The organism is Cognatiluteimonas profundi, from assembly GCF_009792795.1.
Taxonomy (GTDB): domain Bacteria; phylum Pseudomonadota; class Gammaproteobacteria; order Xanthomonadales; family Xanthomonadaceae; genus Cognatiluteimonas; species Cognatiluteimonas profundi.
On sequence record NZ_VKHQ01000003.1, the window covers coordinates 307956 to 333296 of the forward strand.

The 25341-nt window shown below is 65.9% G+C and carries 24 protein-coding genes; 4 read left to right on the plus strand and 20 right to left on the minus strand.

Going from position 1 to position 25341, the window contains the following annotated elements; all coding sequences use genetic code 11:
* Positions 1-60: 60 nt before the first annotated feature.
* The 4 genes from tadA to folD form a co-directional block, all read right to left on the minus strand.
* Positions 61-534 carry a tRNA adenosine(34) deaminase TadA gene (gene tadA / locus GST15_RS03390; RefSeq protein WP_159015848.1) on the minus strand — a complete coding sequence of 158 codons (474 nt, stop codon included), beginning with the start codon at positions 532-534 and terminating at the stop codon, positions 61-63.
* Positions 531-2129, minus strand: a complete 1599-nt coding sequence (gene guaA / locus GST15_RS03395; protein WP_159015849.1) for a glutamine-hydrolyzing GMP synthase — start codon at positions 2127-2129, stop codon at positions 531-533. The genes tadA and guaA overlap by 4 nt, the downstream gene beginning before the upstream one ends.
* A 41-nt stretch (positions 2130-2170) precedes the next feature.
* Positions 2171-3631: an IMP dehydrogenase gene (gene guaB, locus GST15_RS03400; protein ID WP_159015850.1), complete on the minus strand. Its 1461-nt coding sequence runs from the start codon at positions 3629-3631 to the stop codon at positions 2171-2173.
* Between the two features lie 166 nt (positions 3632-3797).
* Complete coding sequence (gene folD / locus GST15_RS03405; protein WP_159015851.1) at positions 3798-4682, minus strand: bifunctional methylenetetrahydrofolate dehydrogenase/methenyltetrahydrofolate cyclohydrolase FolD; 885 nt, start codon at positions 4680-4682, stop codon at positions 3798-3800.
* A gap of 70 nt (positions 4683-4752) precedes the next feature.
* On the opposite strand from folD, the gene GST15_RS03410 reads away from it, so the two are divergent.
* Positions 4753-5067, plus strand: a complete 315-nt coding sequence (locus GST15_RS03410; protein ID WP_159015852.1) for a DUF1244 domain-containing protein — start codon at positions 4753-4755, stop codon at positions 5065-5067.
* Positions 5068-5076: 9 nt separating this feature from the next.
* Here the strand turns inward: GST15_RS03410 and moeB are convergent, their stop codons facing one another.
* The 10 genes from moeB to ndk form a co-directional block, all read right to left on the minus strand.
* Complete coding sequence (gene moeB / locus GST15_RS03415; RefSeq protein ID WP_159015853.1) at positions 5077-6204, minus strand: molybdopterin-synthase adenylyltransferase MoeB; 1128 nt, start codon at positions 6202-6204, stop codon at positions 5077-5079.
* A gap of 23 nt (positions 6205-6227) precedes the next feature.
* The gene (locus tag GST15_RS03420; protein ID WP_159015854.1) at positions 6228-7445 is read right to left on the minus strand and encodes a molybdopterin molybdotransferase MoeA; all 1218 of its coding nucleotides are present in this window, start codon (positions 7443-7445) and stop codon (positions 6228-6230) included.
* Complete coding sequence (gene mobA, locus GST15_RS03425) at positions 7442-8020, minus strand: molybdenum cofactor guanylyltransferase (protein ID WP_159015855.1); 579 nt, start codon at positions 8018-8020, stop codon at positions 7442-7444. Before mobA ends, GST15_RS03420 begins: the two co-directional genes overlap by 4 nt.
* Entirely contained in the window at positions 8017-9417 is a 1401-nt protein-coding gene (der, locus tag GST15_RS03430) for a ribosome biogenesis GTPase Der (RefSeq protein ID WP_159015856.1), read from the minus strand. The genes mobA and der overlap by 4 nt, the downstream gene beginning before the upstream one ends.
* Positions 9418-9547: 130 nt before the next feature.
* The gene (bamB, locus tag GST15_RS03435; RefSeq protein ID WP_159015857.1) at positions 9548-10723 is read right to left on the minus strand and encodes an outer membrane protein assembly factor BamB; all 1176 of its coding nucleotides are present in this window, start codon (positions 10721-10723) and stop codon (positions 9548-9550) included.
* Positions 10724-10797: 74 nt separating this feature from the next.
* Positions 10798-11433 carry a YfgM family protein gene (locus GST15_RS03440; protein ID WP_159015858.1) on the minus strand — a complete coding sequence of 212 codons (636 nt, stop codon included), beginning with the start codon at positions 11431-11433 and terminating at the stop codon, positions 10798-10800.
* 83 nt (positions 11434-11516) lie between these two features.
* The gene (locus GST15_RS03445) at positions 11517-12344 is read right to left on the minus strand and encodes a helix-turn-helix domain-containing protein (protein WP_233263036.1); all 828 of its coding nucleotides are present in this window, start codon (positions 12342-12344) and stop codon (positions 11517-11519) included.
* Complete coding sequence (gene pilW, locus GST15_RS03450; RefSeq protein WP_159015859.1) at positions 12341-13159, minus strand: type IV pilus biogenesis/stability protein PilW; 819 nt, start codon at positions 13157-13159, stop codon at positions 12341-12343. Before pilW ends, GST15_RS03445 begins: the two co-directional genes overlap by 4 nt.
* Positions 13146-14381, minus strand: coding sequence for a dual-specificity RNA methyltransferase RlmN (rlmN, locus tag GST15_RS03455; RefSeq protein WP_159015860.1), 1236 nt, complete (start codon positions 14379-14381; stop codon positions 13146-13148). Before rlmN ends, pilW begins: the two co-directional genes overlap by 14 nt.
* A 13-nt stretch (positions 14382-14394) precedes the next feature.
* On the minus strand, positions 14395-14820 hold the full coding sequence (ndk, locus tag GST15_RS03460; protein ID WP_159015861.1) for a nucleoside-diphosphate kinase: 426 nt from the start codon (positions 14818-14820) through the stop codon (positions 14395-14397).
* A 215-nt stretch (positions 14821-15035) separates the two neighbouring features.
* On the opposite strand from ndk, the gene GST15_RS03465 reads away from it, so the two are divergent.
* The 3 genes from GST15_RS03465 to GST15_RS03475 all read left to right on the plus strand — a co-directional run bounded on the left by GST15_RS03465 (position 15036) and on the right by GST15_RS03475 (position 19328).
* On the plus strand, positions 15036-15665 hold the full coding sequence (locus GST15_RS03465; RefSeq protein WP_159015862.1) for a TetR/AcrR family transcriptional regulator: 630 nt from the start codon (positions 15036-15038) through the stop codon (positions 15663-15665).
* Positions 15666-15684: 19 nt separating this feature from the next.
* A complete protein-coding gene (locus GST15_RS03470) occupies positions 15685-18057 on the plus strand; it encodes a 3-hydroxyacyl-CoA dehydrogenase/enoyl-CoA hydratase family protein (protein ID WP_159015863.1) in 2373 nt (790 codons plus the stop codon).
* A gap of 68 nt (positions 18058-18125) precedes the next feature.
* A complete protein-coding gene (locus tag GST15_RS03475) occupies positions 18126-19328 on the plus strand; it encodes an acetyl-CoA C-acyltransferase (protein ID WP_159015864.1) in 1203 nt (400 codons plus the stop codon).
* 245 nt (positions 19329-19573) lie between these two features.
* On the opposite strand, the gene galU is transcribed toward GST15_RS03475, so the two are convergent.
* The 6 genes from galU to GST15_RS03505 all read right to left on the minus strand — a co-directional run bounded on the left by galU (position 19574) and on the right by GST15_RS03505 (position 25276).
* Positions 19574-20503 (minus strand): UTP--glucose-1-phosphate uridylyltransferase GalU, encoded by a 930-nt coding sequence (gene galU / locus GST15_RS03480; RefSeq protein WP_159015865.1) that lies wholly within the window; start codon positions 20501-20503, stop codon positions 19574-19576.
* The gene (locus tag GST15_RS03485; protein ID WP_159015866.1) at positions 20503-22410 is read right to left on the minus strand and encodes a polysaccharide biosynthesis protein; all 1908 of its coding nucleotides are present in this window, start codon (positions 22408-22410) and stop codon (positions 20503-20505) included. The genes galU and GST15_RS03485 overlap by 1 nt, the downstream gene beginning before the upstream one ends.
* 6 nt (positions 22411-22416) lie before the next feature.
* Complete coding sequence (locus GST15_RS03490; protein ID WP_159016430.1) at positions 22417-23409, minus strand: MraY family glycosyltransferase; 993 nt, start codon at positions 23407-23409, stop codon at positions 22417-22419.
* A gap of 38 nt (positions 23410-23447) precedes the next feature.
* Positions 23448-24626 carry a lipopolysaccharide assembly protein LapB gene (lapB, locus tag GST15_RS03495; RefSeq protein WP_159015867.1) on the minus strand — a complete coding sequence of 393 codons (1179 nt, stop codon included), beginning with the start codon at positions 24624-24626 and terminating at the stop codon, positions 23448-23450.
* Between the two features lie 2 nt (positions 24627-24628).
* Positions 24629-24898: a lipopolysaccharide assembly protein LapA domain-containing protein gene (locus GST15_RS03500; protein WP_159015868.1), complete on the minus strand. Its 270-nt coding sequence runs from the start codon at positions 24896-24898 to the stop codon at positions 24629-24631.
* 75 nt (positions 24899-24973) lie between these two features.
* Complete coding sequence (locus GST15_RS03505) at positions 24974-25276, minus strand: integration host factor subunit beta (protein WP_159015869.1); 303 nt, start codon at positions 25274-25276, stop codon at positions 24974-24976.
* Positions 25277-25341: the final 65 nt, after the last annotated feature.

The following is a 25341-nucleotide window of genomic DNA, read 5'->3' on the forward strand; positions in this document are numbered from 1 at the left end:
TGTGTCGGGCGATCATAGCCCAGGACATTCGATCGAATCCGCATTGGTGACGACGCGATGTCATTCGACCGGCTTGCCGCGCTTGCTGCGGAAGTAATTGGTCAGGCGCGCGCCTGTTTCCTGCGCGAGTACCCCGCCCTGCACCAGCACACGGTGGTTGTGGCGCGGATCGGCCAGCAGGTCGAACACGCTTCCCGCGGCTCCTGTCTTCGGATCGGCGGCGCCGAAGACCAGTCGTGCGATGCGGGCATGGATCATGGCCATGGCGCACATCGCGCAGGGCTCGAGCGTCACGTACAGGGTGCAGCCGACCAGCCGATGATTGCCGAGGCGCATGCCAGCTTGGCGCATGGCGATGATCTCGGCATGCGCGGTGGGATCGTGGTCGCTGATGTTGCGGTTCCAGCCTTCGCCGATGACATCGCCAGCAGGCGACAGCAGGACCGCGCCGACCGGAACCTCGTCGGCCTGTTCGGCGCTGCCGGCAAGTTCAAGCGCACGCCGCATCCAGCGCTCGTCGGCGCCGTCGCTCATTCCCACTCGATGGTTGCGGGCGGCTTTCCGCTGATGTCGTACACGACGCGCGAAATCCCGCGGATCTCATTGATGATGCGGTTGGATACCTTGCCCAGGAATTCGTACGGCAGGTGGGCCCAGTGCGCCGTCATGAAGTCGACCGTCTCCACGGCGCGCAGCGCGATCACCCATTCGTATGCGCGGGCATCGCCGACGACGCCGACCGACTTCACCGGCAGGAAGACGGCGAACGCCTGGCTGGTCTTGTCGTACAGGCCAGCAGCGCGCAGTTCATCGATGAAGATGGCGTCAGCGCGCGCGAGCAGTTGCGCATATTCGGGTTTGACTTCGCCCAGGATGCGAACGCCGAGTCCGGGTCCGGGGAACGGATGGCGATGCACCATCGCTTCCGGCAACCCGAGTTCCACGCCCAGCCGGCGGACCTCGTCCTTGAACAACTCGCGCAAGGGCTCGATCAGCCCCAGCGCCATGTCGGCGGGCAGGCCGCCAACGTTGTGGTGGCTCTTGATGACATGCGCCTTGCCGGTCTTGCTGCCGGCCGACTCGATGACATCGGGATAGATGGTGCCCTGCGCCAGCCATTTGGCATTGCCCAGCTTGCGCGACTCCTCGTCGAAGATCTCCACGAAGAGCCTGCCGATGATCTTGCGCTTGGCCTCCGGATCGGCGACGCCCTGCAATGCGGCGAAGTAGCGATCGGCGGCATCGACGCGGATCACCTTGATGCCCAGGCCGTGCGTGTCGGATGCCCCGGCGAACGTCGCCATGACCTGGTCGCCTTCCTGCCAGCGCAGCAGGCCGGTATCGACGAACACGCAGGTCAGCTGGTTACCGATCGCCTTGTGCAGCAGCGCCGCGACCACGGAGGAATCCACACCGCCCGACAGACCGAGGATGACCTCATCCTTGCCGACCTTCCCGCGCACGCGCGCGATCTGGTCGTCGATGATGTGTTCGGCCGTCCACAGCGTCTTGCAGCCGCAGATATCGACGACGAATCGCCGCAACAACGCCTGGCCGGACTTGGTGTGGGTGACTTCGGGATGGAACTGCACGCCGTACCAGCGACGTTCGTCGTCGGCCATCGCCGCGACGGGAATGCGATCGGTGCGCGCCGTCACGACGAAGCCGGGCGGTGCGACCGACACGTGGTCGCCATGGCTCATCCAGACGTCGAGCCGCGGTGGCGAGCCCGGATGGTCCTTCAGTCCGTCCAGCAACGCGTCGTGCGCGATGAGCTCGACCTGCGCGTGGCCGAACTCGCGCGCGTCCGCCGCCTCGGTCGCGCCGCCCAGTTGCATGGCCAGCGTCTGCATGCCGTAGCAGATGCCCAGGATCGGAACGCCGGAGTCGAAGACCTGCTGCGGCGCCCTGGGCGAACCGAACTCGGTGGTCGATTCCGGGCCACCGGACAGGATCACGCCCTTTGGTGCGAACCTGGCGATCTCGTCCGGGTCGTGGTCCCACGCCCAGACTTCGCAGTACACGCCGATTTCGCGGATGCGCCGGGCGATCAATTGGGTGTATTGCGCGCCGAAATCCAGGATCAGGATGCGGTCAGCATGGATGTCGTCGCTGTGCAGGTCGGTCATGGTGTTCCGTCAAAAAAAGCGTTCAACAGTGGAGCCGGCAATCAACCCATGCGGTAATTCGGCGGTTCCTTGGTGATCTGCACGTCGTGGACGTGGCTTTCCTGCTGCCCTGCCCCGGTGACCTTCACGAACGACGGCTTGGTCCGCATCTCCTCGATGGTCGCGCAGCCAACGTAGCCCATGGTCGCGCGCAATCCGCCCGCGAGCTGGTGCACGACGCCGCCCAGCGGACCGCGATACGGCACCCGGCCTTCGATGCCTTCGGGGACGAGCTTGTCGGCGTCGGACGCATCCTGGAAGTAGCGATCCTTGGATCCCTTTTCCATGGCGCCGAGCGAGCCCATGCCGCGATAGCTCTTGTAGCTGCGGCCCTGGAACAGTTCGATTTCGCCGGGAGCTTCCTCGGTGCCGGCGAAGAGCCCGCCGACCATGACCGTGGAGGCGCCGGCAACGAGTGCCTTGCCGATGTCGCCGGAAAACCGGATGCCGCCATCGGCGATCAGCGGGATGCGGTCCTGCAGTGCGTTGGCCACCATCGCCACCGCCGTGATCTGCGGAACGCCGACCCCGGCGACGATGCGCGTCGTGCAGATCGAGCCTGGGCCCACGCCGACCTTGACCGCGCCAGCACCGGCATCCATCAACGCGAGCGCGGCATCGCCGGTGACGATGTTGCCACCGACGACCTGCAGTTTCGGGAAGCGCTTCGTCGCCCAGGCGACGCGATCGATCACGCCCTGCGAATGGCCATGCGCGGTGTCGACGATGATCACATCCACGCCAGCGGCGACGAGTGCCTCGATGCGCTGCTCGGTGTCGCCGCCCACCCCGACCGCCGCGCCGACCAGCAACCGCTCGCTGCTGTCGTAGGCGGCATTGGGGTTGTCGGACTTCTTCTGGATGTCCTTGACGGTGATGAGGCCGCGCAACGCGAAGTCATCGTTCACGACAAGGACTTTCTCGATGCGGTGCCTGTGCAGCAGCTGGATGACCTCGTCGTCCGTGGCGCCTTCGCGCACGGTCACCAGGCGATCCTTCTTGGTCATGATGTGGCGGACCGGATCATCGAGCTTCTTCTCGAAGCGCATGTCGCGACCGGTGACGATGCCCACCAGGTGGCCATCGTCGTCCACGACCGGCACCCCGGAGATGTTGCGGGCCCGCGTCAATTTGAGGACTTCGCCGATGGTCGTTTCGGGACCGACGGTGAACGGCTCCCGGATCACGCCGGCCTCGAACTTCTTGACCCGCGCGACTTCCGCCGCCTGGCGTTCGAGCGACATGTTCTTGTGGATGATGCCGATGCCGCCCAATTGCGCCATGGCGATGGCCAGGCGTGCTTCGGTCACGGTATCCATGGCCGCGGCGAGGATCGGCAGGTTGAGCCGCAGGTCGCGGGTCAGCTGGGTGGAAAGCGAGACGTCCTTGGGCAGGACGACCGAATGCGCTGGGACGAGGGAAACATCGTCGTACGTCAGTGCTTCAGCCTGGATGCGCAGCATGGGCCGGTCCGGGGGAATGAAGCGCGCCATTGTAGCGCGCCGCGAGAACCTATGGATTACAGCCAAGCAGGCCGCGCCGCCGCGCGCCATGGAAACCTGGAAACGAGCGGTAACAGTCGGACACCCAGCACCCCATTCCCAAGCCGCGCCGCGACCCGCAAACCCCCTACCGGTCCGCCGCCTGCGCCGCTTCCAGCGTGTTCTGCATCAGCGTCGCAACCGTCATCGGTCCAACGCCGCCCGGGACGGGCGTGATCCAGCTGGCGCGCTGCGCGGCGGCCGCGAAGCCGACATCGCCCACCAGGCGACCGTCGTCGAGCCGGTTGATGCCGACGTCGATCACGACTGCCCCCGGCTTGACCCACTCTCCCGGAATCAGCGCAGGGCGGCCGACCGCCACCACCAGGATGTCGGCACCGCGCACACTGGCTTCCAGGACCGCTGGCGGGGTGAACTTGTGGCAGCAGGTCACCGTGCAGCCGGCAATCAGCAGTTCCAGCGCCATCGGCCGGCCGACGTGGTTGCTGACGCCCACAATGGTCGCGCTGGCGCCGCGGACCGGTCGGTCGGTCCACCCGAGCAGCGTGGTGATCCCGCGCGGCGTGCACGGGCGCAGCCCGAACTGGCGCAGCGCCAGGTGTCCGACGTTTTCCGGATGGAAACCATCGACGTCCTTGCCCGGATGGATACGGTGGATCAATGCGGTCGCATCGCGCCGGTCGGGCAAGGGCAATTGCACCAAAATGCCGTGGACGGCGGGATCGGCGTTGAGTTCGTCGATCAACGCCAGCAGGTCGGCGTCGCTGGTGTCTGCGGGCAGGTCGTAGTCGATCGCACGGATGCCGACCTTTTCCGCCGCGCGGCGCTTGTTGCGCACGTAGACGCCCGAGGCGGGATCATTGCCGACCAGCACCACCGCAAGGCCCGGCCGCGACTTGCCGGCGGCGATGCGCGCGTCGACCTGTGCCTTCAGGGAATCCAGCAACGCATCGGCAATACGCTTGCCGTCGAGGATCCGGGCCGATGGGGCTTCGTGCGCGATGGCTGTCATGCGGTCGGGGCCGATGCTGCGCTAGAGTCGGGCCGCGCATTATCGCCGATCCTGACCCGACCCTGCCGCCATGAACACCCCTGATTCCGACACCACGGCCATTGAAGCCGCCGTGTTCCGTCGCCTGCTCGTCCACCTGATGCGCGACCGACCCGACGTGCAGAACATCGAGCTGATGATCCTTGCCGGGTTCTGTCGCAATTGCCTGTCCGACTGGTACCGGGAAGCAGCCGAGGCACAAGGCAGGGCGCTGACGCGGGACGATGCGCGGGAAGCCGTCTACGGGATGCCATTCGCGCAATGGAAGGATCTGCACCAGACGCAGGCCACGCCCGAGCAACTTGCCGCGTTCGCCTCCGTCCAGCAGCATCAGCCGAAGGGCTGACCGCGCGGATCAGCCAGCGGTGCAGAAACGCTGGTAGTCGACATAGCCCTGCCATTTCCGTCCGGGGGCGCACACCGCACATTCCGGGTCCGGCGCCAGCCGGGTCTCGCGGAAACGCATCGTCAATGCGTCGAACTGCAGCAATCGCCCGGCCAGCGACTCGCCGATGCCAAGGATCAGCTTGATCGCCTCGGTTGCCTGCAGCAGGCCAATAACGCCTGGCAGCACTCCCAGCACGCCGGCCTGCGCGCAGTTGGGGGCCGCATCCGCGGACGGCGGCTCGGCGAAGAGACAGCGATAGCAGGGGGCGATTCCGCGTCGTCGTCCGGCATCGAACACGCTCGCCTGTCCGTGGAAGCGATGCACCGCCCCGTACACCAGCGGCACGCCAAGATGCACGCAGGCGTCATTGAGCAGGTAGCGGGCCGGGAAGTTGTCGGCGCCATCGATGGCGACGTCGACGCCCTGCAGGTGTTGCTCGACGTTGGCGCTGGTCAGGCGCTCGCCGATGGCTTCGATGCGCGTGCGCGGATTCAGGGCCGACAGTGCAACGGCGGCCGACGCGACCTTCAGCTGGCCGATGCGCGCTTCGGTGTGCAGCACCTGGCGTTGCAGGTTGCTGCGATCCACGACGTCGTCATCCACCAGGCGCAGCGTGCCGACACCTGCCGCGGCCAGGTACAGGGCGGCGGGTGAGCCCAGCCCGCCGGCCCCGACCAGCAGGATGCTTGCCTCGGCGAGCCGCTGCTGCCCCGCGAGGCCGACTTCGGGCAGGACGAGATGCCGCGAGTAGCGATCGGAGAAGTCGGCGTCGATATCCGGACGGCTCATCGGCAGGCCGCGGGCTTCCCATGCCGACGTTCCGCCCGTGATCGAAACGACGTTCGCATAGCCGTTGTCGGCCAGCAGTTGCGCCGTCATCAGCGACCTGCGGCCACCCTGGCAGATCAGCAGCACTTCGGCGGCGCGATCGGGCAAATGGACATTTGGTGCGGCGGCGATCGATGCATGGTCGATGCCGCGCGCGCCCTTCGCCGAACCCAGTGCGCGCTCGTGGTCCTCGCGGACGTCGATCAGGATCGCACCGGCGTCCAGTCGCGCCTGCGCATCCTCCGGGCTGATTTCGCGAGGGCTCATCGCGTCATTATCGGTCGATGCGCTCAGTAAGGCAGCACATCGACGACACAGCCGGCCTCGAACAGGCGCTCACCCTCCGGCAACACGATCAATGCATCCGACCGGGCGGCGGCGCCAAGCCGGTGCGACCCGTCGGCCGGCTCTGGCGTGACCTGCAGGCTGCCGTCCGCGCCCGAACGCAGGCGGCCACGCAGGAACTCGCGTCGCGCGTGGCGCTTGTCGAAGGCATCGGTCAGGCGCGCATGCCAGACGTCACGCGGGCCTTCCCTGCCCTGCAACCCGTCGAGCAACGTGCGCCCCAGCGTGAGCCAGGTCGCCAGCACCGATACCGGATTGCCCGGCAGCCCGAGGAAGCGCGCGCGCCGCATCGAGCCGAACAAGAGCGGCATGCCCGGCTTCATCAGCACCTTCCACAGGTGCACGGCGCCCTGCGATCGCAGCAACCCGGGGATGAAGTCCTTCTCGCCCGCCGACACCGCGCCGCAGGTCAGGACGAGGTCGAAACTGGAGGCGGCATCCAGCAATGCCGACGCCATCCGTGCCGGGTCATCGGGCAAGGTCGGCCAGGCCACCGGCTGCAGTCCTTCGTCGCGGAGCAGGCCCATCAGCAATGCACGATTGCTGTTGTAGATCTCGCCGATCCGCAACGGCAATCCTGGTTCGACGAGTTCGTCGCCGGTGGTGAACACCGCCACGGTGGGTCGTTGCGACACCATGACCTGCGGCTGCCCCATCGCCGCGAGCATGGAGACGCGGGCGGGCGTCAGCAGCGTGCCACGTGGGACGACCAGGTCGCCGGGGCGCACATCCTCGCCCGCGCGCCGGATGTGTGCCCCCTGCCGCACCGGATCGGCGATGTGGATCCGCCCGCCTTCCAGACGTGTCATTTCCCGCATGACGACGGTATCCGCGCCCTCGGGGATCGGCGCCCCCGTGGTGATGCGGATGCATTCGCCCGCGCCGATCCGGCCTGCGTTTGCGGGGCCTGCGAATTGTTCACCGACGATCTTCAACCCGCTCGTCGACGCATCGCCAAGATCCGCGTGCCGGAACGCAAAACCATCCATCGCGCTGTTGTCGAACGGCGGCAATGGCAACGGTGAGACGACGTCCCGGGATGCGATCCTGCCGTGGGCATCCGACAGGCCGACAGTTTCCGTCGGCATCGGGTGCAGTCGGGCGACGGTGTCGACGATCGATTGCGCCTGCGCAAACGTCACCCGGGTCGGGAAACCGGTCATGGGGAGGCGTCGATGTTCGCCGTCGCCAGGTCCGACGGCGTGTTGAGGTTGCCGAATCGAACGCCGGCGCAACGCACCGCTGTCATGCGCAATCGCGACTGCAGGGCGTGCATGCTGAAGTCCTTGCGGGAAATCGCGTCCGCGACTGTCGAATGAACGCCGTCGACGCGCCACAGCGCCACCAGCGGCTGTGGGCCGTCATCATCGATGGCGAATGCCCCGGCGCCGCCAGCATGGGCCCACAGCGTCGGCAGCAGGCAGTCGTTGACGTCGACCAGGTCGACCGGAACGGTGAGCAACCACGGCGTGCGGCAGTTCGAGACCAATGCATCCAGCCCGCCCATCGGGCCGATATCACGATGCGTGTCGACAATGACTGCCAGCCCCAGCGCGGCATGGCGATGCAGTTGCTGGTTTGCGCTGACAAGCAATGACGCGACCCGTCCTTCGAACCTCTGGGCGATCCGCGACACCTGCGCCTTGCCGTCACGTTGCAGCCAGGCTTTGTCGATTCCGCCCAGCCGCGTGGCGCGGCCGCCGGCCAGGATGCCGAGGCTGACGTCGGCGACGTTCACTTCCCGCGTTTGACGTGCCGGATCAGGCGGCGCTTCTTCGCGATCTGCTTCTCGGACAGGACGTTCTTCTTGTCCTTGTACGGATTCTCGCCTTCCTTGAAGACGAAACGCACGGGCGTCCCGACCAGCTTGAAGCGCTTGCGGAAGAAATTCTCGAGGTATCGCCGGTAGGTGTCGGACAAGGTCCGCAGGCGATTGCCATGCACGATGAACGTGGGCGGGTTCTCGCCGCCCGGATGCGCGAAACGCAACTTGGCGACATGACCGCGCACCACGGGCGGCGGGTTGGTCTCGTAGGCAACCTCGAGCGCCTTGGTGACTTCGGCGGTGCTGAACTTGTGCGTGGCCGACCTGTGCGCGCGATGGATCGCCTTGAACAGTTCGCGAAGACCTGATCCATGCAGGGCCGAGATGTGCATGGACTCCGCCCAATTGACGAATCCGAGCTTGCGCTCCACCAGTGAGTCTGTCTGCTTGCGCTGGTAGTCGCTCTGGCCGTCCCATTTGTTGACGGCGATGACGAGTGCGCGGCCGGCATCCAGCACCGCGCCCAGCACCGTCGCATCCTGGTCGGTGACGCCTTCGCCCGCATCGAGCATGATCACGGCCACCTGGCAGTGTTCGATCGCCTGCAGGGTCTTCACGACCGAGAATTTCTCGATTGCCTCCTCGACCTTTCCGCGGCGTCGCAGGCCGGCGGTATCGATCAGGCGATATTTGTGTCCGTCGCGTTCCAGGTCGACCGCGATCGAGTCGCGGGTCGTGCCCGGCACGTCCGACGCGATCATGCGGTCCTCGCCGAGGATGCGATTCACCAAGGTCGACTTGCCGACGTTTGGCCTGCCGACGAATGCAATCCGGATGCGCTCCGGATCGTTGTCGAGGATCTCCGCATCGCCGTCCGCCGGCAACTGGGCGATGACTCGTGCGAGTAGCGTATCGACGCCCTGCCGGTGCGCCGACGACACCGGCAGCACGTCCTTGATGCCGTAACGCGCGAATTCCGCGACCGCGGTCTGCGCATCGATGCCGTCGGTCTTGTTGACGACCAGGAATGTCGGCGTGTCGATCTTGCGAAGCCACGCCAGGATGTCGTCATCGAGCGTCGATGGGCCTTCGCGGCCGTCGACGATGAACAGGATCAGGTCGGCCTCGGTCGCTGCTGCCCGCGACTGGCGCGCTGTCGCGCCCGCAAGGCCCTCGTCGCTGCCATCGATACCGCCGGTATCGACCAGCACGAAGGGATGCTCGGGATCCAGGCGGCACACGCCGTAATTGCGGTCGCGGGTCACGCCGGGCTCGTCATGGACGAGCGCGTCGCGGGTGCGCGTCAACGCATTGAACAACGTCGATTTACCAACGTTGGGACGACCGACGAGCGCGACGAGAGGGAGCATTGGTGGCCGGAATCAGGTTGCAGGACTGCGAGCCAGCCCGGATGGGATGGCAGTGCCGGGGCAGGTGTTGGCAGCAGGACGACTACTGCGCAACACCGGTTCGGCGTCGCGTCCGTCGCTACGCCGGTTCCTATTGGCCCAGGCGATAAGCGTTGATGCGGCCATCGGTATCCTGGACGACAAGGATACCGTCGGACACGACAGGCGCGGCGCGGACGGCATCCTTGCCCATGCGCATGCGCGCGGCAAAGGCGCCATCTGACAGCTTGAGCCAATGCAGGTAGCCATCGTAGTCACCGACGACGGCGTAGTCCCCCTGGATGGCGGGAGCCGTGGCGTTGCGGCGAAGCAGTCCGTCCTGCTGCCAGAGGCCACTGCCGCTCGCCTTGTCCAGGCCCCAGACCGTGCCGGAGGCACCGGAGACGACGACGCGGTCAGCGGAGACACCCGGCCGGCCCGGGCCGCCCGCATCGTGTGTCCACGACGGGCGGCCGGTCGGCGCGTCCAGGGCTACGGTCTCGCCCTTGAAGCTGGTGGCGTACAGCGTTGTGCCTTCCAGCACGGGGCTGCCGTCCACATCGGCCATCCGTTCGAGTTCGGTGCGACCTTCCGCTTCGGCAACGGTCTGCTGCCAGACCGGGTGGCCATCGGAAACCGCCAGGGCAGTCATCGTGCCGTCATCGTTGCCAACGAACACGTAGCCTGGCCCCAGCACCGGTGCATCGTTGCCGCGCACGGTCAGCGGTGGCATTTCGTGCTCCCAGAACCAGCGACGCTGGCCGCTCGCTTCGTCGAATGCCGTCACGCGGCCGTCGTTGGAATGGACAAACACAAGGCCCTGCCCGACGGTCGGAGCGGCGATGACTTCATTGGCGACCTTGGCCGTCCACTTCTGCGCACCGGTGGCCGCATCCAGGGCAACCACGTCGCCTTCCAGGCTGCCGGCGACGACAAGCCCGTCGCCCACGCCCGGGCCGCCGGACAACGGCAGCTTCGAGTCGAAATGCCACAGGGACGCACCGGTCTGGAGATCGAACGCATGCACGCCACCACGGATGGCGGCGGCGTATACATGGCCATCGGCAATGACCGGCCCTTGCCTGGCGCCGATGAGTCCCTCGCCCTTCCCGGCCTTGGCCGACCACAGGCGCACGACTGTCGCCGACGGAGTGAACTCCACCAGCTTCGCCGGCTTCAGTGCAGCGTCCTTCTTGCTCGTAAACAGGTTCTTGACGCTGCTGCAGCCGCCCAGCGCCACGGCTGCGGCGAGCACGACGGCACCGAACTGCCATCCACGGCGATGCATCGTGGCGACAGGCGTCGAATGCGCGACGCGAGCGGTATTCGTGCGGGTTACGGATGTGTCATCAGCGAGCTTCATCAAGTCTTTGCCTCGGGCTGTGCGGGCGCGCCGCCGACTTCGGAGAGTTTCAATTCGATCAGGCGGCGCTGTGGTGCAGCGACATCCAGGTGAGTCAGGGCCAGGGCGTACGATGCGCGCGCGCGGTCGACATGGCCAAGCGCGAACTCAGCGTCTCCGCGAACCTGCAGCGCTTCGGGATCGACGGTGTCGGCGGGCAACAGCTTGAGGGCATCCGCCGCCTTGCCTGAGTCAATCAGCAGGCGCGCAAGTCGTTGCGACACGACAGCGGCCAACGCCGGCTCGGCCGGCTTGGCCGCGCGCAGCGTCGCGATCGCCGCATCGCGTTGTCCTGCATCGAGCTGCGCCTTGGCGAGCTCGAGGGCGGCCATCGTCGAGAATGCGGGATTGGACAGCGATGCCAACCGTGCCTGCGCTGGCTTGAACTGCCTTGCCTGGATCATGTCCAGGGCGGCCTGGTAATGCTCGGCGGTCTGGATGCGCGCCTGCTGCTGCTGTCCCTGCCACCATTGCCATCCGCCTATCAAAGCCAGGCCGAGGACCACGCCACCAATCAGGCCGGCGCCGTTGGCTCTCAGCCAGCTTCGGACTTTTTCACTTTGCTCATGCTCGTCGAGCAGGTCGTCGATTGCCATGCCGGTGTCTTGCTGCCTGTTGCCGGACGCCAGGACAGGCGCCGGTGGGTGGACTGCCTCGCGGCCCGAGGGCCGACGGGCAATCAGTCGGCGACAGGCGAGAGGGAACCGGCAGAGGATACCGTAAAGCGCGCCACATTCGAGCGCAGGTACGGCGTGAGGTCCACTGGCGTGCCGTTGCGGCGCACCGTGACAGCCGAGGCGTTTCCGAGCACGACGCCACCGACATCCTCGAGCGGATAGCGCAGTTCTTCTCCGGCCCGCACCAGCGACTTCCGAACCAGATGCCCGTCCGGCGCGGTGACCTGCACCCAGCTGTCGGCGCTCAGGCGCAACGACAGTTCACCGTCGGAAGCTGTCGACCCCATGGGTGCCAGCGAGGCGACGAGCGGTCGCGGATCCTGCGTGGCGGCCGCCTCATCCGCGGCGCCGATATTGATCGCCCTGGGATCGACCGGTACGTCCAGCGGAGCCGAATCATGCGCGACGATGCCCAGGTGCGGGCGCGTCGCCAGCCAGACCGGGACGATGATCGCAGCGGTCAGCACGACATAGACCAGTCGCCTGGCCAGCTGTTCGGCGAGGCGCTGCATCGGAGGCGTATAGGTTCTCGGGACCAGTACCGGCGGCTCGACCGTACCGACGCCCGAGGCTGCAACCATCGGCGCCGTCATGAGTCCCAGGAGGCGCGAGTAGCTGCGCAGCTGGCCCCGGACGAATACCGGAGCGCCCAGGCGACTCCAGTCCTCGATTTCGAGGGACTGAACCACGCTGACCGGCATCTTCAGCCGGCTGGCGACGTCGGACTGGGTCAGGCCCGCGGCTTCCCGCGCCCGGCGCAACCGAACCCCGCAACCCCTGTCGCCTTCCGGCATGGAGTTGTCAGGCAGCAATGGATTGGCCTGCATCATCGTTGGCTCGCATCCCCTGGCGAGACGGGCCGCGCTTGCGGAAATTCCTGCCCGATGCGCTGAACATATCGGGCCGCTGCAGCGGTGTCGCCGAGTTTCTGTTCGATTTGTGACGCAAGTTGTAACACTGTGACGCTGGCGGGCGCTACGGACAGCCGCCTCTCCGAAAAAGCCCGGGCCTGGAGGTAGTTGCCCTGCTTGAACTGCAGGCTTGCCATCGCCGCAAGCGCCACCGGGCTGGCCGGATCCATCTGCAATGCACCCTGGAGATATCTGGCCGCGGCCTGGTCCTGTCCGGCCGTGATGGCGCAGGACCCGGCGTTTGCCAGTGCCCCCGCAGGAGTCCTGTATTCCGGGTCAGCGAGGGTTCGATCGAACATGGCGAGGGACTCGGCCGCCCGACCATTGCCGCATAACCACGCGCCATAGTTGTTGAGTGCCGTCCCACGAGTGGGGGCCAATGCCACGGCCTTCGCGTAGTAGCCGCCGGCCGCGGCATTGTTGCCCCGCTGCTCCGCGATCATCCCCATCAGGATGTAGGCGTTGACGGACTTCGGATCGGATTTCAGCGCCGCCTGGACCTCGGTCTGCGCCTCGTCCAGCTGGCCCGCACCAAGATGCTGCTCGGCGACGGCGACATGGTCGATCGCTGCCACCCGCTGCGCGTCGCGCGGGTCGTCGCGGATGTTGTAATCAGGCGTCACCTGCTGGTAGTTGTGGCGCTTCAGATTCGGCTTGACGAAGGTCAGCCGCGAACAGCTTCCGGCGGCCAGCGTGACCAGCAGCAACAGGGCAATGCGCTCAAGCAGCCGCATCGCCGACTCCCTGCGCCTGCAAGGTCTTGCGGAATTCAGCCTGGCGCCGGGTGCGATCATTGACCTGCCCTTTCAGTTGCCCGCATGCCGCGTCGATGTCGTCGCCACGCGTGCGCCGCACCGTGGTGAGGATATTCTTCGCCTGCAACGCCTGCTGGAATGCCCGGATGTCGTCGTCGGTGGATCGTTCGAAACGGGTTCCGGGAAACGGATTGAACGGAATGAGGTTGACCTTCGCCGCATCCTTCATCTGTGCGGCGTTGCCGAACTGGCGCATGAGGCTTGCCAGCTTGAGGGCATGCTGCGGCTGGTCGTTGACGCCCTTCATCAGCGTGTACTCGAAGGTGATCGAGGAGCGCGGCTTGCGTGCCACGTAGCGCTGGCAGGCCGCCATGAGTTCCGCGATCGGGTATTTCCTGTTGAGCGGGACGAGTTCGCTGCGCAGGTCATCGTCTGCCGCGTGCAGCGACACCGCAAGCGAGACATCGCTCTCCTCGCCGAGCCGATCGATCATCGGAACCATCCCTGCCGTGGACAGGGTGACGCGTTTGTTGGCCAGGCCGTAACCGAGGTCGTCGCGCATGATGCTCATGGCGCGCACGACATTGTCGAAGTTCATGAGCGGCTCGCCCATGCCCATCATCACGACGTTGGTGAGCTTGCGCCGCTGGTGCGGCACGTTGCCCAGGTGGCGCGCGGCCACCCAGACCTGGCCGATGATCTCGGCCGTGGACAGGTTGCGGTTGAATCCCTGGGTCGCGGTGGAACAGAACTGGCAATTCAACGCGCAGCCAACCTGCGATGAGACGCAAAGCGTCCCTCGCCCCTTGTCCGGGATGTAAACCGTCTCGATCGCATTGCGCGGGTCCATTCCCAGCAACCATTTGTGGGTGCCGTCGGTCGACGCCTTGTCGAAGACGACCATTGGCGGCTGGACGTGCGCCTGCTGCTCGAGCTTCGCACGCAAGGCCTTGCCAAGATCCGTCATGTCCGCGAAATCGGTGACGTACCGATGATGGATCCACTTCATGACCTGGTGGGCCCGATAGCGCTTCTCGCCCAGCACCTGCTCGAAGAAATCCTCGAGCTGGATGCGGTCGAGGTCGAAGAGATTCCTCCCCGACCCCACCGCGATTTCCGGCCTGTCCGCCACGGTCGACGTCGCGGCATTCGCGTTGTCGGCGACTACGATGTCGATGGTCCTGGTCGGCGTGGCGGTCATCTGTTGCGTTGTCTCAGCGTGCGTGGACGTCGGTCGCCGGGAAGAAATAGGCGATTTCGACGGCGGCGTTTTCCAGTGAATCCGAACCGTGCACGGCGTTGGCGTCGATGCTGTCGGCGAAGTCGGCGCGGATGGTGCCCGCCGCGGCGTCCTTGGGATTGGTCGCTCCCATCAGGTCGCGATTCTTCGCGACGGCGCCCTCGCCTTCGAGCACCTGGATCATGACCGGGCCGGAGCTCATGAAGTCGACCAGGGCATTGAAGAACGGACGCTCGCGATGCACTGCGTAGAAGCCTTCAGCTTCCTGGCGCGACAGCTGCTTCATCCGCGCGGCCACGATCTTGAGGCCGGCTTTTTCGAAGCGGGAATAGATTTCACCGATGACGTTCTTGGAAACGCCGTCGGGCTTGATGATCGAGAGGGTGCGCTCCAGCGCCATGGGGAATTTCTCCGGGCAAGGCGGGCCGCGGAACATGATGTTCGCGGCCCGAGGATAACAGAAAAACCCGCGTCAAAACGCGGGTTTAGCCGATACGGCTGCAGTGATTCTACCGGAAGCGATGCGTGCGTTGCACGCCGGAAAACAAATCCTTTCGTTTGACCCCGGGCGAGGACGGGCATACGATCAAACAAGCGTTTGATTCAGGCTCGACAATGGTGTCCACCACGCACTTTTCCACCAAGGACCGCATCCTCGGCGCCGCCGAGGAGCTCTTCGCCCAGTTCGGATTCAGCGGCACGTCGCTGCGCCAGGTGACGAGCAAGGCCGACGTCAACATCGCGGCGGTCAATTACCACTTCGGCAGCAAGGAAAACCTCGTCAACGAGGTCTTCCGGCGGCGCATGGACGAGATGAGCGCCCAGCGCCTCGCCCGGCTGCATGCGGTGGTCGAATCCGGCAGTTGCGACCTCGAAGCGGTGCTGGCGGCATTCGTGGAGCCGGCGCTCGCGCTGGCCCAGGATCGCCATGGCGGAGGGGCGTTCATTCGCGTGATTGCCCGCGCCTATGCCGAGAAGAACGACAGCCTGCGCCGGTTCCTGTCGGACCAGTACGGTCACGTGCTGCGCGAATTCGCCAAGGCAATCGCCAGTTGCGTCCCATCGCTGGGCAAGGAAACCCTGTACTGGCGGCTGGATTTCCTGTCGGGCGCGCTGACCTACGCCATGGCCGATTTCGGAATGATCAAACGGCGCTCCGGAGTATCCGAGGCCGCCCACCGCGAACGTGCCGCACGCGAACTGATCGCGTTTGCGGCCGCTGGCCTGCACGCTGAATCCAATTAAATACAAAGGCTTGCCAAACATGCTTAAGACATTGCTCGTCAAACGTGCGGCTGTCCTTGGCGCCGGCGTCATGGGCGCACAGATCGCCGCCCACCTCACCAATGCCGGCATCGACACGGTGTTGTTCGACCTGCCAGCCAAGGAAGGGAATCCCAGCGGGGTGGCGATCAAGGCCATCGCCGGCCTGGCAAGGCTGTCGCCTGCCCCGCTCGCCAGCCAGTCGCTGGCCGATGCGATCACGCCGGCCAACTACGACGACGGTCTGGAACTGCTGCGCGACTGCGATCTGGTCATCGAGGCGATCGCCGAGCGGATGGACTGGAAGCAGGACCTGTATCGCAGGATCGCGCCGTTCGTTCCCGACCACGCCGTGCTGGCCAGCAACACATCGGGCCTGGGCATCAATGCCCTGGCCGACGTGCTGCCCGAGCAGTTGCGCCACCGCTTCTGCGGCGTGCATTTCTTCAATCCGCCGCGCTACATGCACCTGGCGGAACTGATCCCGGCCCGCACGACGGATGCCGACGTCCTCCAGGCCCTGGAGACATTCCTGACAACCGTGCTCGGCAAGGGCGTCGTGTACGCCCGCGATACCCCCAACTTCATCGGCAACCGCATTGGGGTCTTTTCGATCCTGGCGACGATGCACCACACGGCCGCATCGAAACTCGGATTCGACACCGTCGATGCATTGACCGGCCCGGCAATCGGCCGGCCGAAGTCGGCGACCTACCGCACGGCGGATGTCGTCGGCCTGGACACCATGGGACATGTCATCCGGACGATGGCAGAGACCTTGCCGGACGATCCATGGCACGCCGGTTTCAAGGCGCCGGCCTGGCTGGATGCACTGGTCGCGAAGGGAGCACTTGGACAGAAATCGGGCGCCGGCATCTACACCAGGCAGGGCAAGGACATCCTCGTGCTGGACCCGGCGACGGCCGCTTACCGGCCCAGCGCCGGCGACGTCCATCCAGAGGTTGCAGCCATCCTGAAGGAGCGCGATCCGGCCAAACGGATGGCGGCACTGCACGGCAGCAGCGACCCGCAGGCCCGATTCCTCTGGGCCGTCTTCAGGGATCTGTTCCATTACAGCGCCTACCACCTGGGCGAGATTGCAGACACCGCGCGGGATGTCGACCTCGCCATCCGCTGGGGTTATGGCTGGTCGCAGGGACCGTTCGAGACCTGGCAGGCCGCGGGCTGGAAACAGGTTGCCGACTGGATCGCGGAAGACATCGTCGCGGGAGAGGCCATGAGCACGGCGCCGCTACCGGATTGGGTGTTCGACGGACGCGACGGCGTGCATGGTGCCGAAGGCAGCTTCAGCCCGGCGCGGAATGCCAAGCTGCCCCGCTCGGGGCTGGCTGTGTACAAGCGCCAGCGATTCCCCGATCCGGTCCTGGGCGAGCGCTTCGATCCAGGCGAAACCGTCTTCGAAAACGACGGTCTGCGGCTTTGGCATGACGGCGATGGCGTCGCGGTGGCCTCGTTCAAGACCAAGCTGCACACGGTCAATGACCATGTGATGGACGGGCTGCAGCAGGCCATCGCGATCGCCGAGCGCGACTTCACGGCGATGGTGCTGTGGCAGCCGAAGGAGCCCTTCTCCGCTGGCGCCGACCTCGCGGGCGCGCTGGGGCTGCTGCAGGCCGGCAACATCGCTGGCTTTGAGTCGATGGTCGCCAACTTCCAGGCCACCAGCCAGCGGATCAAGTACGCGCTGGTGCCCGTGGTGGCGGCCGTGCGTGGATTGGCATTGGGCGGCGGCTGCGAGTTCCAGATGCACGCCACCCGCACGGTGGCGCACCTGGAGAGCTACATCGGCCTGGTGGAAGCTGGCGTGGGGCTGCTTCCAGCCGGTGGCGGCCTGAAGGAATTCGCGGTGAGGGCCTCGCAGGCAGCCGGCCCCGGGGGCGATGTCTTTGCCCACCTGAAGCCGGCATTCGAGGCGGTGGCCATGGCGAAGGCATCCACCTCCGCCATGGAGGCAAAGGAACTTGGCCTGCTGCGCGCCGGCGACCTGGTGACCTTCAACGCGTACGAACTGCTGCACGTCGCCCGGCAGCAGGCGCTGGCACTGGCGGACGGCGGCTACCGCCCGCCGCTCCCCGCACGCCGGATCGCGGTGGCAGGTGATGTCGGGATCGCGACCTTCAAGATGCTGCTGGTCAACATGCTCGAAGGCCGCTTCATCTCCGAACACGACTTCGAGATCGCGACACGCATCGCCACCGTTCTGTGCGGCGGCGAGGTCGATCGCGGCACGCTGGTGGACGAAGACTGGTTGTTGACGCTGGAACGGAGGGAATTCGTGGCGCTGGCGCAGATGCCGAAGACCCAGGAGCGCATCGCCCACATGCTCAAGACGGGCAAGCCACTGCGGAATTGACCGGATCGCACCACGCAGGTCGATTCCCCCCAGACACGAACCAGCGACACCCATCGAGGAACAAGCGGATGTCCAGACAAGTACAAGAGGCCTACATCGTCGCCGCCACCCGCACACCGGTGGGCAAGGCGCCGCGCGGCATGTTCCGCAATACGCGCCCGGACGACATGCTCGCGCACGTCCTGCGTTCGGTCGTCGCCCAGGCGCCCGGGATCGATGTCGGCCGCATCGACGACGCGATCATCGGCTGCGCGATGCCCGAGGGCGAGCAAGGCATGAATGTCGCCCGCATCGGCGTTCTGCTCGCGGGCCTGCCCCACACCATCGCGGCGCAGACGATCAATCGCTTCTGTTCGTCGGGATTGCAGGCGGTGTCGCTTGCCGCCGACCAGATCCGGCTGGGCCATGCCGACCTGATGCTCGCGGGCGGAACCGAGTCGATGTCCATGGTGCCGATGATGGGCAACAAGGTCGCGCTGGCGCCGTCCGTCTTCAGCACCGACAACGTCGCCATCGCCTATGGCATGGGCATCACCGCCGAAAAGGTCGCCGAACAATGGAAGGTGTCGCGTGAGGAGCAGGATGCCTTCGCCCTCGCCTCCCACCAGAAGGCGATCGCGGCCATCGGGGCGGGTGAGTTCGCGCAGGAGATCAGCCCCTATTCGATCGATTCGCACGTGCCCGGTGCCAGCGGCAGCATCCTGTTGCGTCGCGCCGTCGTCGATACCGACGAAGGGCCGCGCGCGGATTCCTCGCCGGAAAGCCTGGCGCGCCTCAAGCCCGTGTTCCGCAATGGCCAGTTCGGCGGCACGGTCACTGCCGGAAACAGCTCCCAGATGAGCGACGGCGCCGCCGGCGTGCTGCTTGCGTCGGAGCAGGCAATCAAGGATTACGGCTTGACGCCGCTGGCGCGGCTGGTCAGTTTTTCGGTCGCAGGGGTGCCTCCCGAGATCATGGGCATCGGCCCGATCGCAGCCATTCCAAAAGCCCTGAAACAGGCTGGCATCACCAGGGAGCAGCTGGACTGGATCGAGCTCAACGAGGCCTTCGCCGCGCAGGCGCTGGCCGTCATTCGTGATTGCGAACTCGACCCCGCCAAGGTGAATCCGCTGGGCGGCGCCATTGCACTCGGGCACCCACTCGGTGCGACCGGCGCGGTGCGCACGGCCACCATCGTCCACGGCATGCGTCGCCATGGCCACAAGTACGGCATGGTCACGATGTGCATCGGGACCGGCATGGGCGCGGCAGGAATCTTCGAGGCGCTCTGACCAGGCCCATCGATGGCAGCTGTTCGCTGACTGGCCGGTTGGACAAGCGCGGCGGGGACGCCTGGAAGCTAGGAGACCCTGCGCGATGTCCGCGGCCTGCGCGGCGATGGCGCAACACGGTGGGCTGCACGAACCCGCCCCCTCGGCGCAATGGCACTGGCCCTCGGTGCGGCCCTGACGCTGTGGGTGTCGTGGGTGTTCTGGCATTTCGCCCGACCGGCCAGCGCCGATCAGGCTGGAACAACTCAGGCCACTTCGATCACGCCCAGTTCGCTGAGTGCGTCCTGCATCATCCGGCGGGCGGCATCGCTCAGCGCCTCGTGGTCCAGCGCATAGCGGATCGTCGCCTCGACCAGGCCGATGTGGGTGCCGCAATCGAAACGCGTGCCCTGGAAGCGATAGGCGAGCACCGGTTGCTCCTGCAACAGCGTGGAGATCGCGTCGGTCAGCTGGATCTCGCCGCCTGCGCCAGGAGTCGTCGTCTCCAGCAACTCGAAGATCCGCGGTGACAGGATGTAGCGTCCAACGACGGCCAGGGTGCTGGGCGCCACGTCGGGTTGCGGCTTCTCGACGATCGCGTTGATCCTTCCCTGGCGCTGGTTGAAGTCTTCGGTCGCGACGATGCCGTAACTGGCGGTCTGCGAACGGGGGACATCCTGGGTAGCGATGACGCTCGCGCCCGTTGATTCGGCCACGTCAGCCATCTGCCGCAACGCGCCGGGGCCTCGGTTCCAGATGAGGTCGTCAGGCAGCACGACCGCGAATGGCTCGTCGCCGATCACCGGCTTCGCGCACAGGACTGCATGGCCCAATCCCAGTGCTTCGGTCTGGGTGACGAAGATGGCTCGCACGCCCGGCGGCAGCACGCTGCGCACCAGTTCCAGCTGCTCGAGCTTGCCGGCCCGCTCCAGCTTTTGTTCCAGCTCGTAGGCCTTGTCGAAATAATCGGCGACGGCGTGCTTGTAGCGATTGGTGACGAACACCAGCGTGTCGCAGCCGGCCTCGATCGCTTCATCGACTGCGTACTGGATCAGCGGCTTGTCGATGATCGGCAGCATCTCCTTGGGGACGGTCTTCGTCGCTGGCAGGAACCGCGTGCCCAGGCCGGCAACAGGAAACACGGCCTTGCGGATACGGCGATTGCCGCCGGTCGTGGCGATCGTCGATGGGCTCATCAAATCTTCCTTGCATTGCGGGCGGGGAAAGCCACGATGGTGGCGGATGGCGTTTCCATCGGAGCACCGGCCGGGGAAAACTCCGGTACGGACTCCCGCAACAGCAACGCCAGTTGCTCTACATCGTAGCGGCCCACCGCATCACGCAGGCGTGAGCTCAGCAGTTCGATTTTCTCGGTCGCGATGACGCGAGCGTCCGCCTGCAGGATCTTCGGGTGCGACGTCGGGCGGTAGCGTTCGTCGGCATGGAACAGCGTTTCGTGCAGTTTCTCGCCCGAACGCAAGCCGGTGTAGACGATGGCGATGTCCCGCCCAGGGGTCTTGCCGGCGAGGTGGATCATCTGCTCGGCGAGCAGGCGGATCGACACCGGCTCGCCCATGTCCAGCGTATAGACCGCGTGTTGCGAGCCGATTGCCGCGGCCTGCAGGATCAATTGGCAGGCTTCGGGAATCGTCATGAAATAGCGCGTCACCTCGGGGTCGGTGACAGTGACGGGACCACCGCTGCGGATCTGTTCCCGGAACAGCGGCACCACGCTGCCCGCCGAATCCAGCACGTTTCCGAAGCGGACCGTGACGCAGCGGGTCGACCTTGGATCGGCCATTGCCTGGCAGATCATCTCGGCCAATCGCTTGCTCGCTCCCAGGACGTTGACCGGGTCGACGGCCTTGTCGGTCGAGATCAGGACGAAGGTCCCTACCCCGGCCTTCTGGCTCTCCCGGGCGACCGTTTCGGTGGCAAGCACGTTGTTGCGGATCGCTTCGCGCAGTTGTGTCTGGAGCAGCGGTACCTGCTTGTACGCGGCTGCGTGGAAGACGGCTTCGGGCGCGGACAACGCAAGCGCATGGCGGATGACGGCCGGATCACCGCAGTCGCCCAGCACCGGCACGCAGATGACGTTGGGGAAGTCGCGCCGCAACTGCGCCTCTGTTGTCGTGAGCGCCAGTTCGTCGATTTCCAGCAGGGCGATCTGGCGCGCACCATGCCGCGCGCACTGCCGGCTGAGTTCGGAACCGATCGAGCCGCCGGCGCCGGTCACCAGCACGCTGCGACCACCAAGCCAGCCGCGGATCGCCTTCCAGTCGGGGGTGACCGGCTGGCGCCCGAGGAGATCCTCGATGGCCACTTCCTTGAGTTCGCCCGGCAGTGAGCGCCCTTCCAGCAGGTCATCCAGTCGCGGCACCGTCCTGAAGGGAATCCCGGTCCGCTCGCAGGCGGCCACGATCCGTCGCATCGACGCCGCGTCGATCGACGGGATCGCGATGACCAGCAATCGCGCGGCGGTCTCGGGCGCAATGCGCTCGACTTCGTCGATGCGTCCGAGGATCGGGACGCCCTGCAGGTGGCTCCCACGAAGCTTGGGAGCATCGTCCAGGAAGCCGACCGGCTGGTAGTGCCCGCCGCGTCGCAGGTCGCGGACGAGCGCCTCGCCAGCTTGTCCTGCGCCCAGGATCAATACCCGCAGGACCGCCTTCTCGCTCCCGCTGAGCCGATGGTCCATCCAGGCCCGATACAACAATCGCGGCATGCCCAGCAATGCGGTGAGCAACACCGGATAGAGCACGAGGACCGTGCGCGGAACCTGGTACAGGCGGTTGTAGAGGAACAATCCGATGACGATGGCAAGCAGGCCAACGACACTTGCCTTGAGGATGTTCAACAGGTCGGGGACACTGGCGAATCGCCAGATCCCGCGGTAAAGACCGATTTGCCAGAGGACAAGTCCCTGTGCGACCAGCACGATCGCGGTGGTCATCGACCACAAGGGCAGCACGGGCGGCAGGGCCTCGATCGCGTATCGGAACTGATGCAGCCCCGTCCAGGCGACCCACACCATGAACAAGTCGTGCAGGACGACAGCCGCACGAGGCAGTCCCACACTCACGCGATCCCTCAATCCATTCATTCCCTGTTACCTCGTCCGGTCCTTCGTCGCGGTCCGCAGTGCCGACCAGGCCGCCAATCCGGCAAAACCCGTCACCGCCAGCGCTGTCATGGTAACCGCAAGGCGCTGCGTGTTTGCCGCGAGCATGATGATGACCATGGCAAGGGTCCATACGGCATAGGCTGCGGTGACCGGCCCATGGCGCTGCAACCGTCTCGCCCAGTGCTGATAAGCGTGCTCAGTGTGCGGGAGCCACCAGCGCTGCCGGTCCGCCATCCGCGCCAGCAGGGTCAGCGAGGAATCGACCAGGAATGCCGAGAGGGGAAGCAGGAGCGCCGGTGCGCGCGCCCAGTCCCGGTGAACGAAGGCGATCAATGCCACGAGCGCGGCAAGCAGGTACCCAAGCGCTCCGCTGCCCACGTCACCCAGGAACACCCTTGCCCTCGGCGCATTGAAAGGAAGGAAACCCGCGCACGCTGTCGCCAGCGCCAGCGCCAGCCATGTGGCAACACCCGGAGCTGCCAGCATCGCGTAGCCCAAGGCCACCAGCAGTGCCTGGCTGGCGGCAAGACCATTGATGCCGTCCATGAAATTCCAGACATTGACCAGCACCATCGACAGCAGGATGGTTGCCAACGCCGCCGGAATCCCACCGCCGGCGTCTGCAACCGCCCCGCCGAGAAGCAGCGACGCGAAGGCCTGCACGACCAATCGAAGCAGTGGCGACAGCGGACGGTGGTCGTCGACCCAGCCAATCCCGGCCACCAGGCAAAGGCCAGCGCCAATGGCGAGCAAGAGTGGTGCGTCGGTCGGTGCACGCCATGCCAGCCACGCGATCGCCAGCAACATCGCAACGACGATCGAGATGCCACCGCCGCGGGGTGTTGCCGTTGCATGGCTGCGACGATCCCCGGGCTCGTCGAGCAGGCGTCGGTGCACGGCATAGCGGCGGGCGAGCCATGTTCCGATGAAGGCAATGACAAACAGCACGCCGACGAACATCAAGCCGAGCACCAACATGTTCGAGCTCGCCTGCTCCCAGCTCGCGTCAGCCATGTTCACACGACGGCGTAATTCAGCAGTGGCTTGACCGTGCCCCATTCCTTGCAGCTGGGGCATTGCCAATGGTGGCTGCGGGCGCCGAAACCACAGCGGCTGCAGCGGTAGCTCGGATTCCTGACCAGCAACTGGTCGGTGATGTGCTTGAGGTCCTGCAAAGTCGCCGTGGCATCGGCGTCTTCGGCCAGCGTCAGGTCGATCAATGCGGCCTCCCCACGGACCGATGGACGGTCCTTGAGTTGCTGGGCCAGGTAGGTTCGCGCGGCGGCGGTCCCCTCCTCCACTTCCACCAGCCGCGTCAACGCCAGCACCGGCGCGATGCCACGGTAGTGTTCGCTCATCTCGCTCAGGAATGCGCGCGCGCCCGGGCTGTCGCCAACGCGCTCGTAACTGGACAACAGTTGCGGCAGGATTTCGGGAAGGTAATCAGGATCGTGCCGCGCGGCGCGCTCGTAGGCGCGGATGGCGGCACTGTCATGGCCCGACTCGATCTCGATCCTGCCCTCGAGCATGCCTGCGCGCACGGATGTCGAGTCGGCGGCGTAGGCGCGTGCGATCGACTCGCGGGCTGCGTCGGTGTCGCCGGAGGCTCGCTGGCGCTCTGCAAGTTCGCACTCGAATTGCCCGATCAGCTTTCCCATCGGTTCGCCGGTGGCCGCTTCGAAGCGGGTGGCGTTTTCAATCGCCTTGGGCCAGTCGCGTTCGGCCTGGTAGATGCCGATGAGATGCTTGAGTGCCTGCGGTGCGCGCTGGTCGATTTTCGCCAGGTCGGAGAAGACGGTCTCCGCGCGATCCAGCAGTCCGGATCGCATGTAGTCCTCGCCAAGCGCCAGCAGCGCCTGCACCTTCTGCGCATCGTTGAGATCGGCACGCTGGACCAGCGCCTGGTGCAGGCGGATGGCGCGGTCGACCTCGCCGCGACGGCGGAACAGGTGACCCAGAGCGACCTGGGTTTCGAACGTCTCCTTGTCCAGTTCGGCGATATGCAGGAACAGTTCGATTGCCTTGTCCGGCTGCTCGTTCAACAGGTAATTGAGGCCGCGGAAGTAAGTGGTCGACAGCTTGCTGACCTGGCTGTCGCTATGGCGCTCGCCACCACGCCTGCCGATGACCCAGCCACTGAGGGCAGCCAGCGGCAGCAACAGGAAGAACCAGAACCACTGGTTGATGAAGTCCACGCTCAGCGTTCCAGTGGCTCGGCCGCGGTCGCATCAGCCACGGGACGCCCGGCCAGCCGCAGGCGCCTGCGTAGCGGCAATACGACACTGGCGCTGATCACCAGTCCGCCGATCAGGACGCCGATCAGCAGGGCAACCAGCACGCAGACACCCAGCGTGGCATGCCATGTCGTGAATCCCATATCCAGTGCAACCGGCTGTGCATTGAGTGCGCCGATGGCGATGCCAACAGCGAGGCACGAGAGTGCAACCAGCAATCGAATCAGGCGCATGGGTCAGGCTCCGGACGCAAGGGCTAGCTTAGCCGACGGACCCAGGATTGTTCAGCAGCTGGCGGATGAGGCCGATCAGTCGTCGGCGGGCAGCGGAATGGCGGTGCTGACGCGCTCGCGCAATTCCTTGCCAGGCTTGAAATGCGGTACATGCTTGCCCGGCAGTGCAACCGCATCACCCGTCTTGGGGTTGCGGCCGGTGCGCGGCGGGCGGAAATGCAGGGAAAAACTGCCAAAGCCGCGAATCTCGATGCGCTCGCCATGGGCCAGCGCGCCTCCCATCATCTCCAGCAGGGATTTGACGGCGAGATCAACGTCCTCTCCCTTCAGGTGGCCCTGACGCTGGGTGAGGATTTCGATCAATTCGGACTTTGTCATGGGATGGCGGTCCGTGCGGGCATCGACAACGGCCCGGCGGATGCCGGGCCGTTGATGCCAATCGC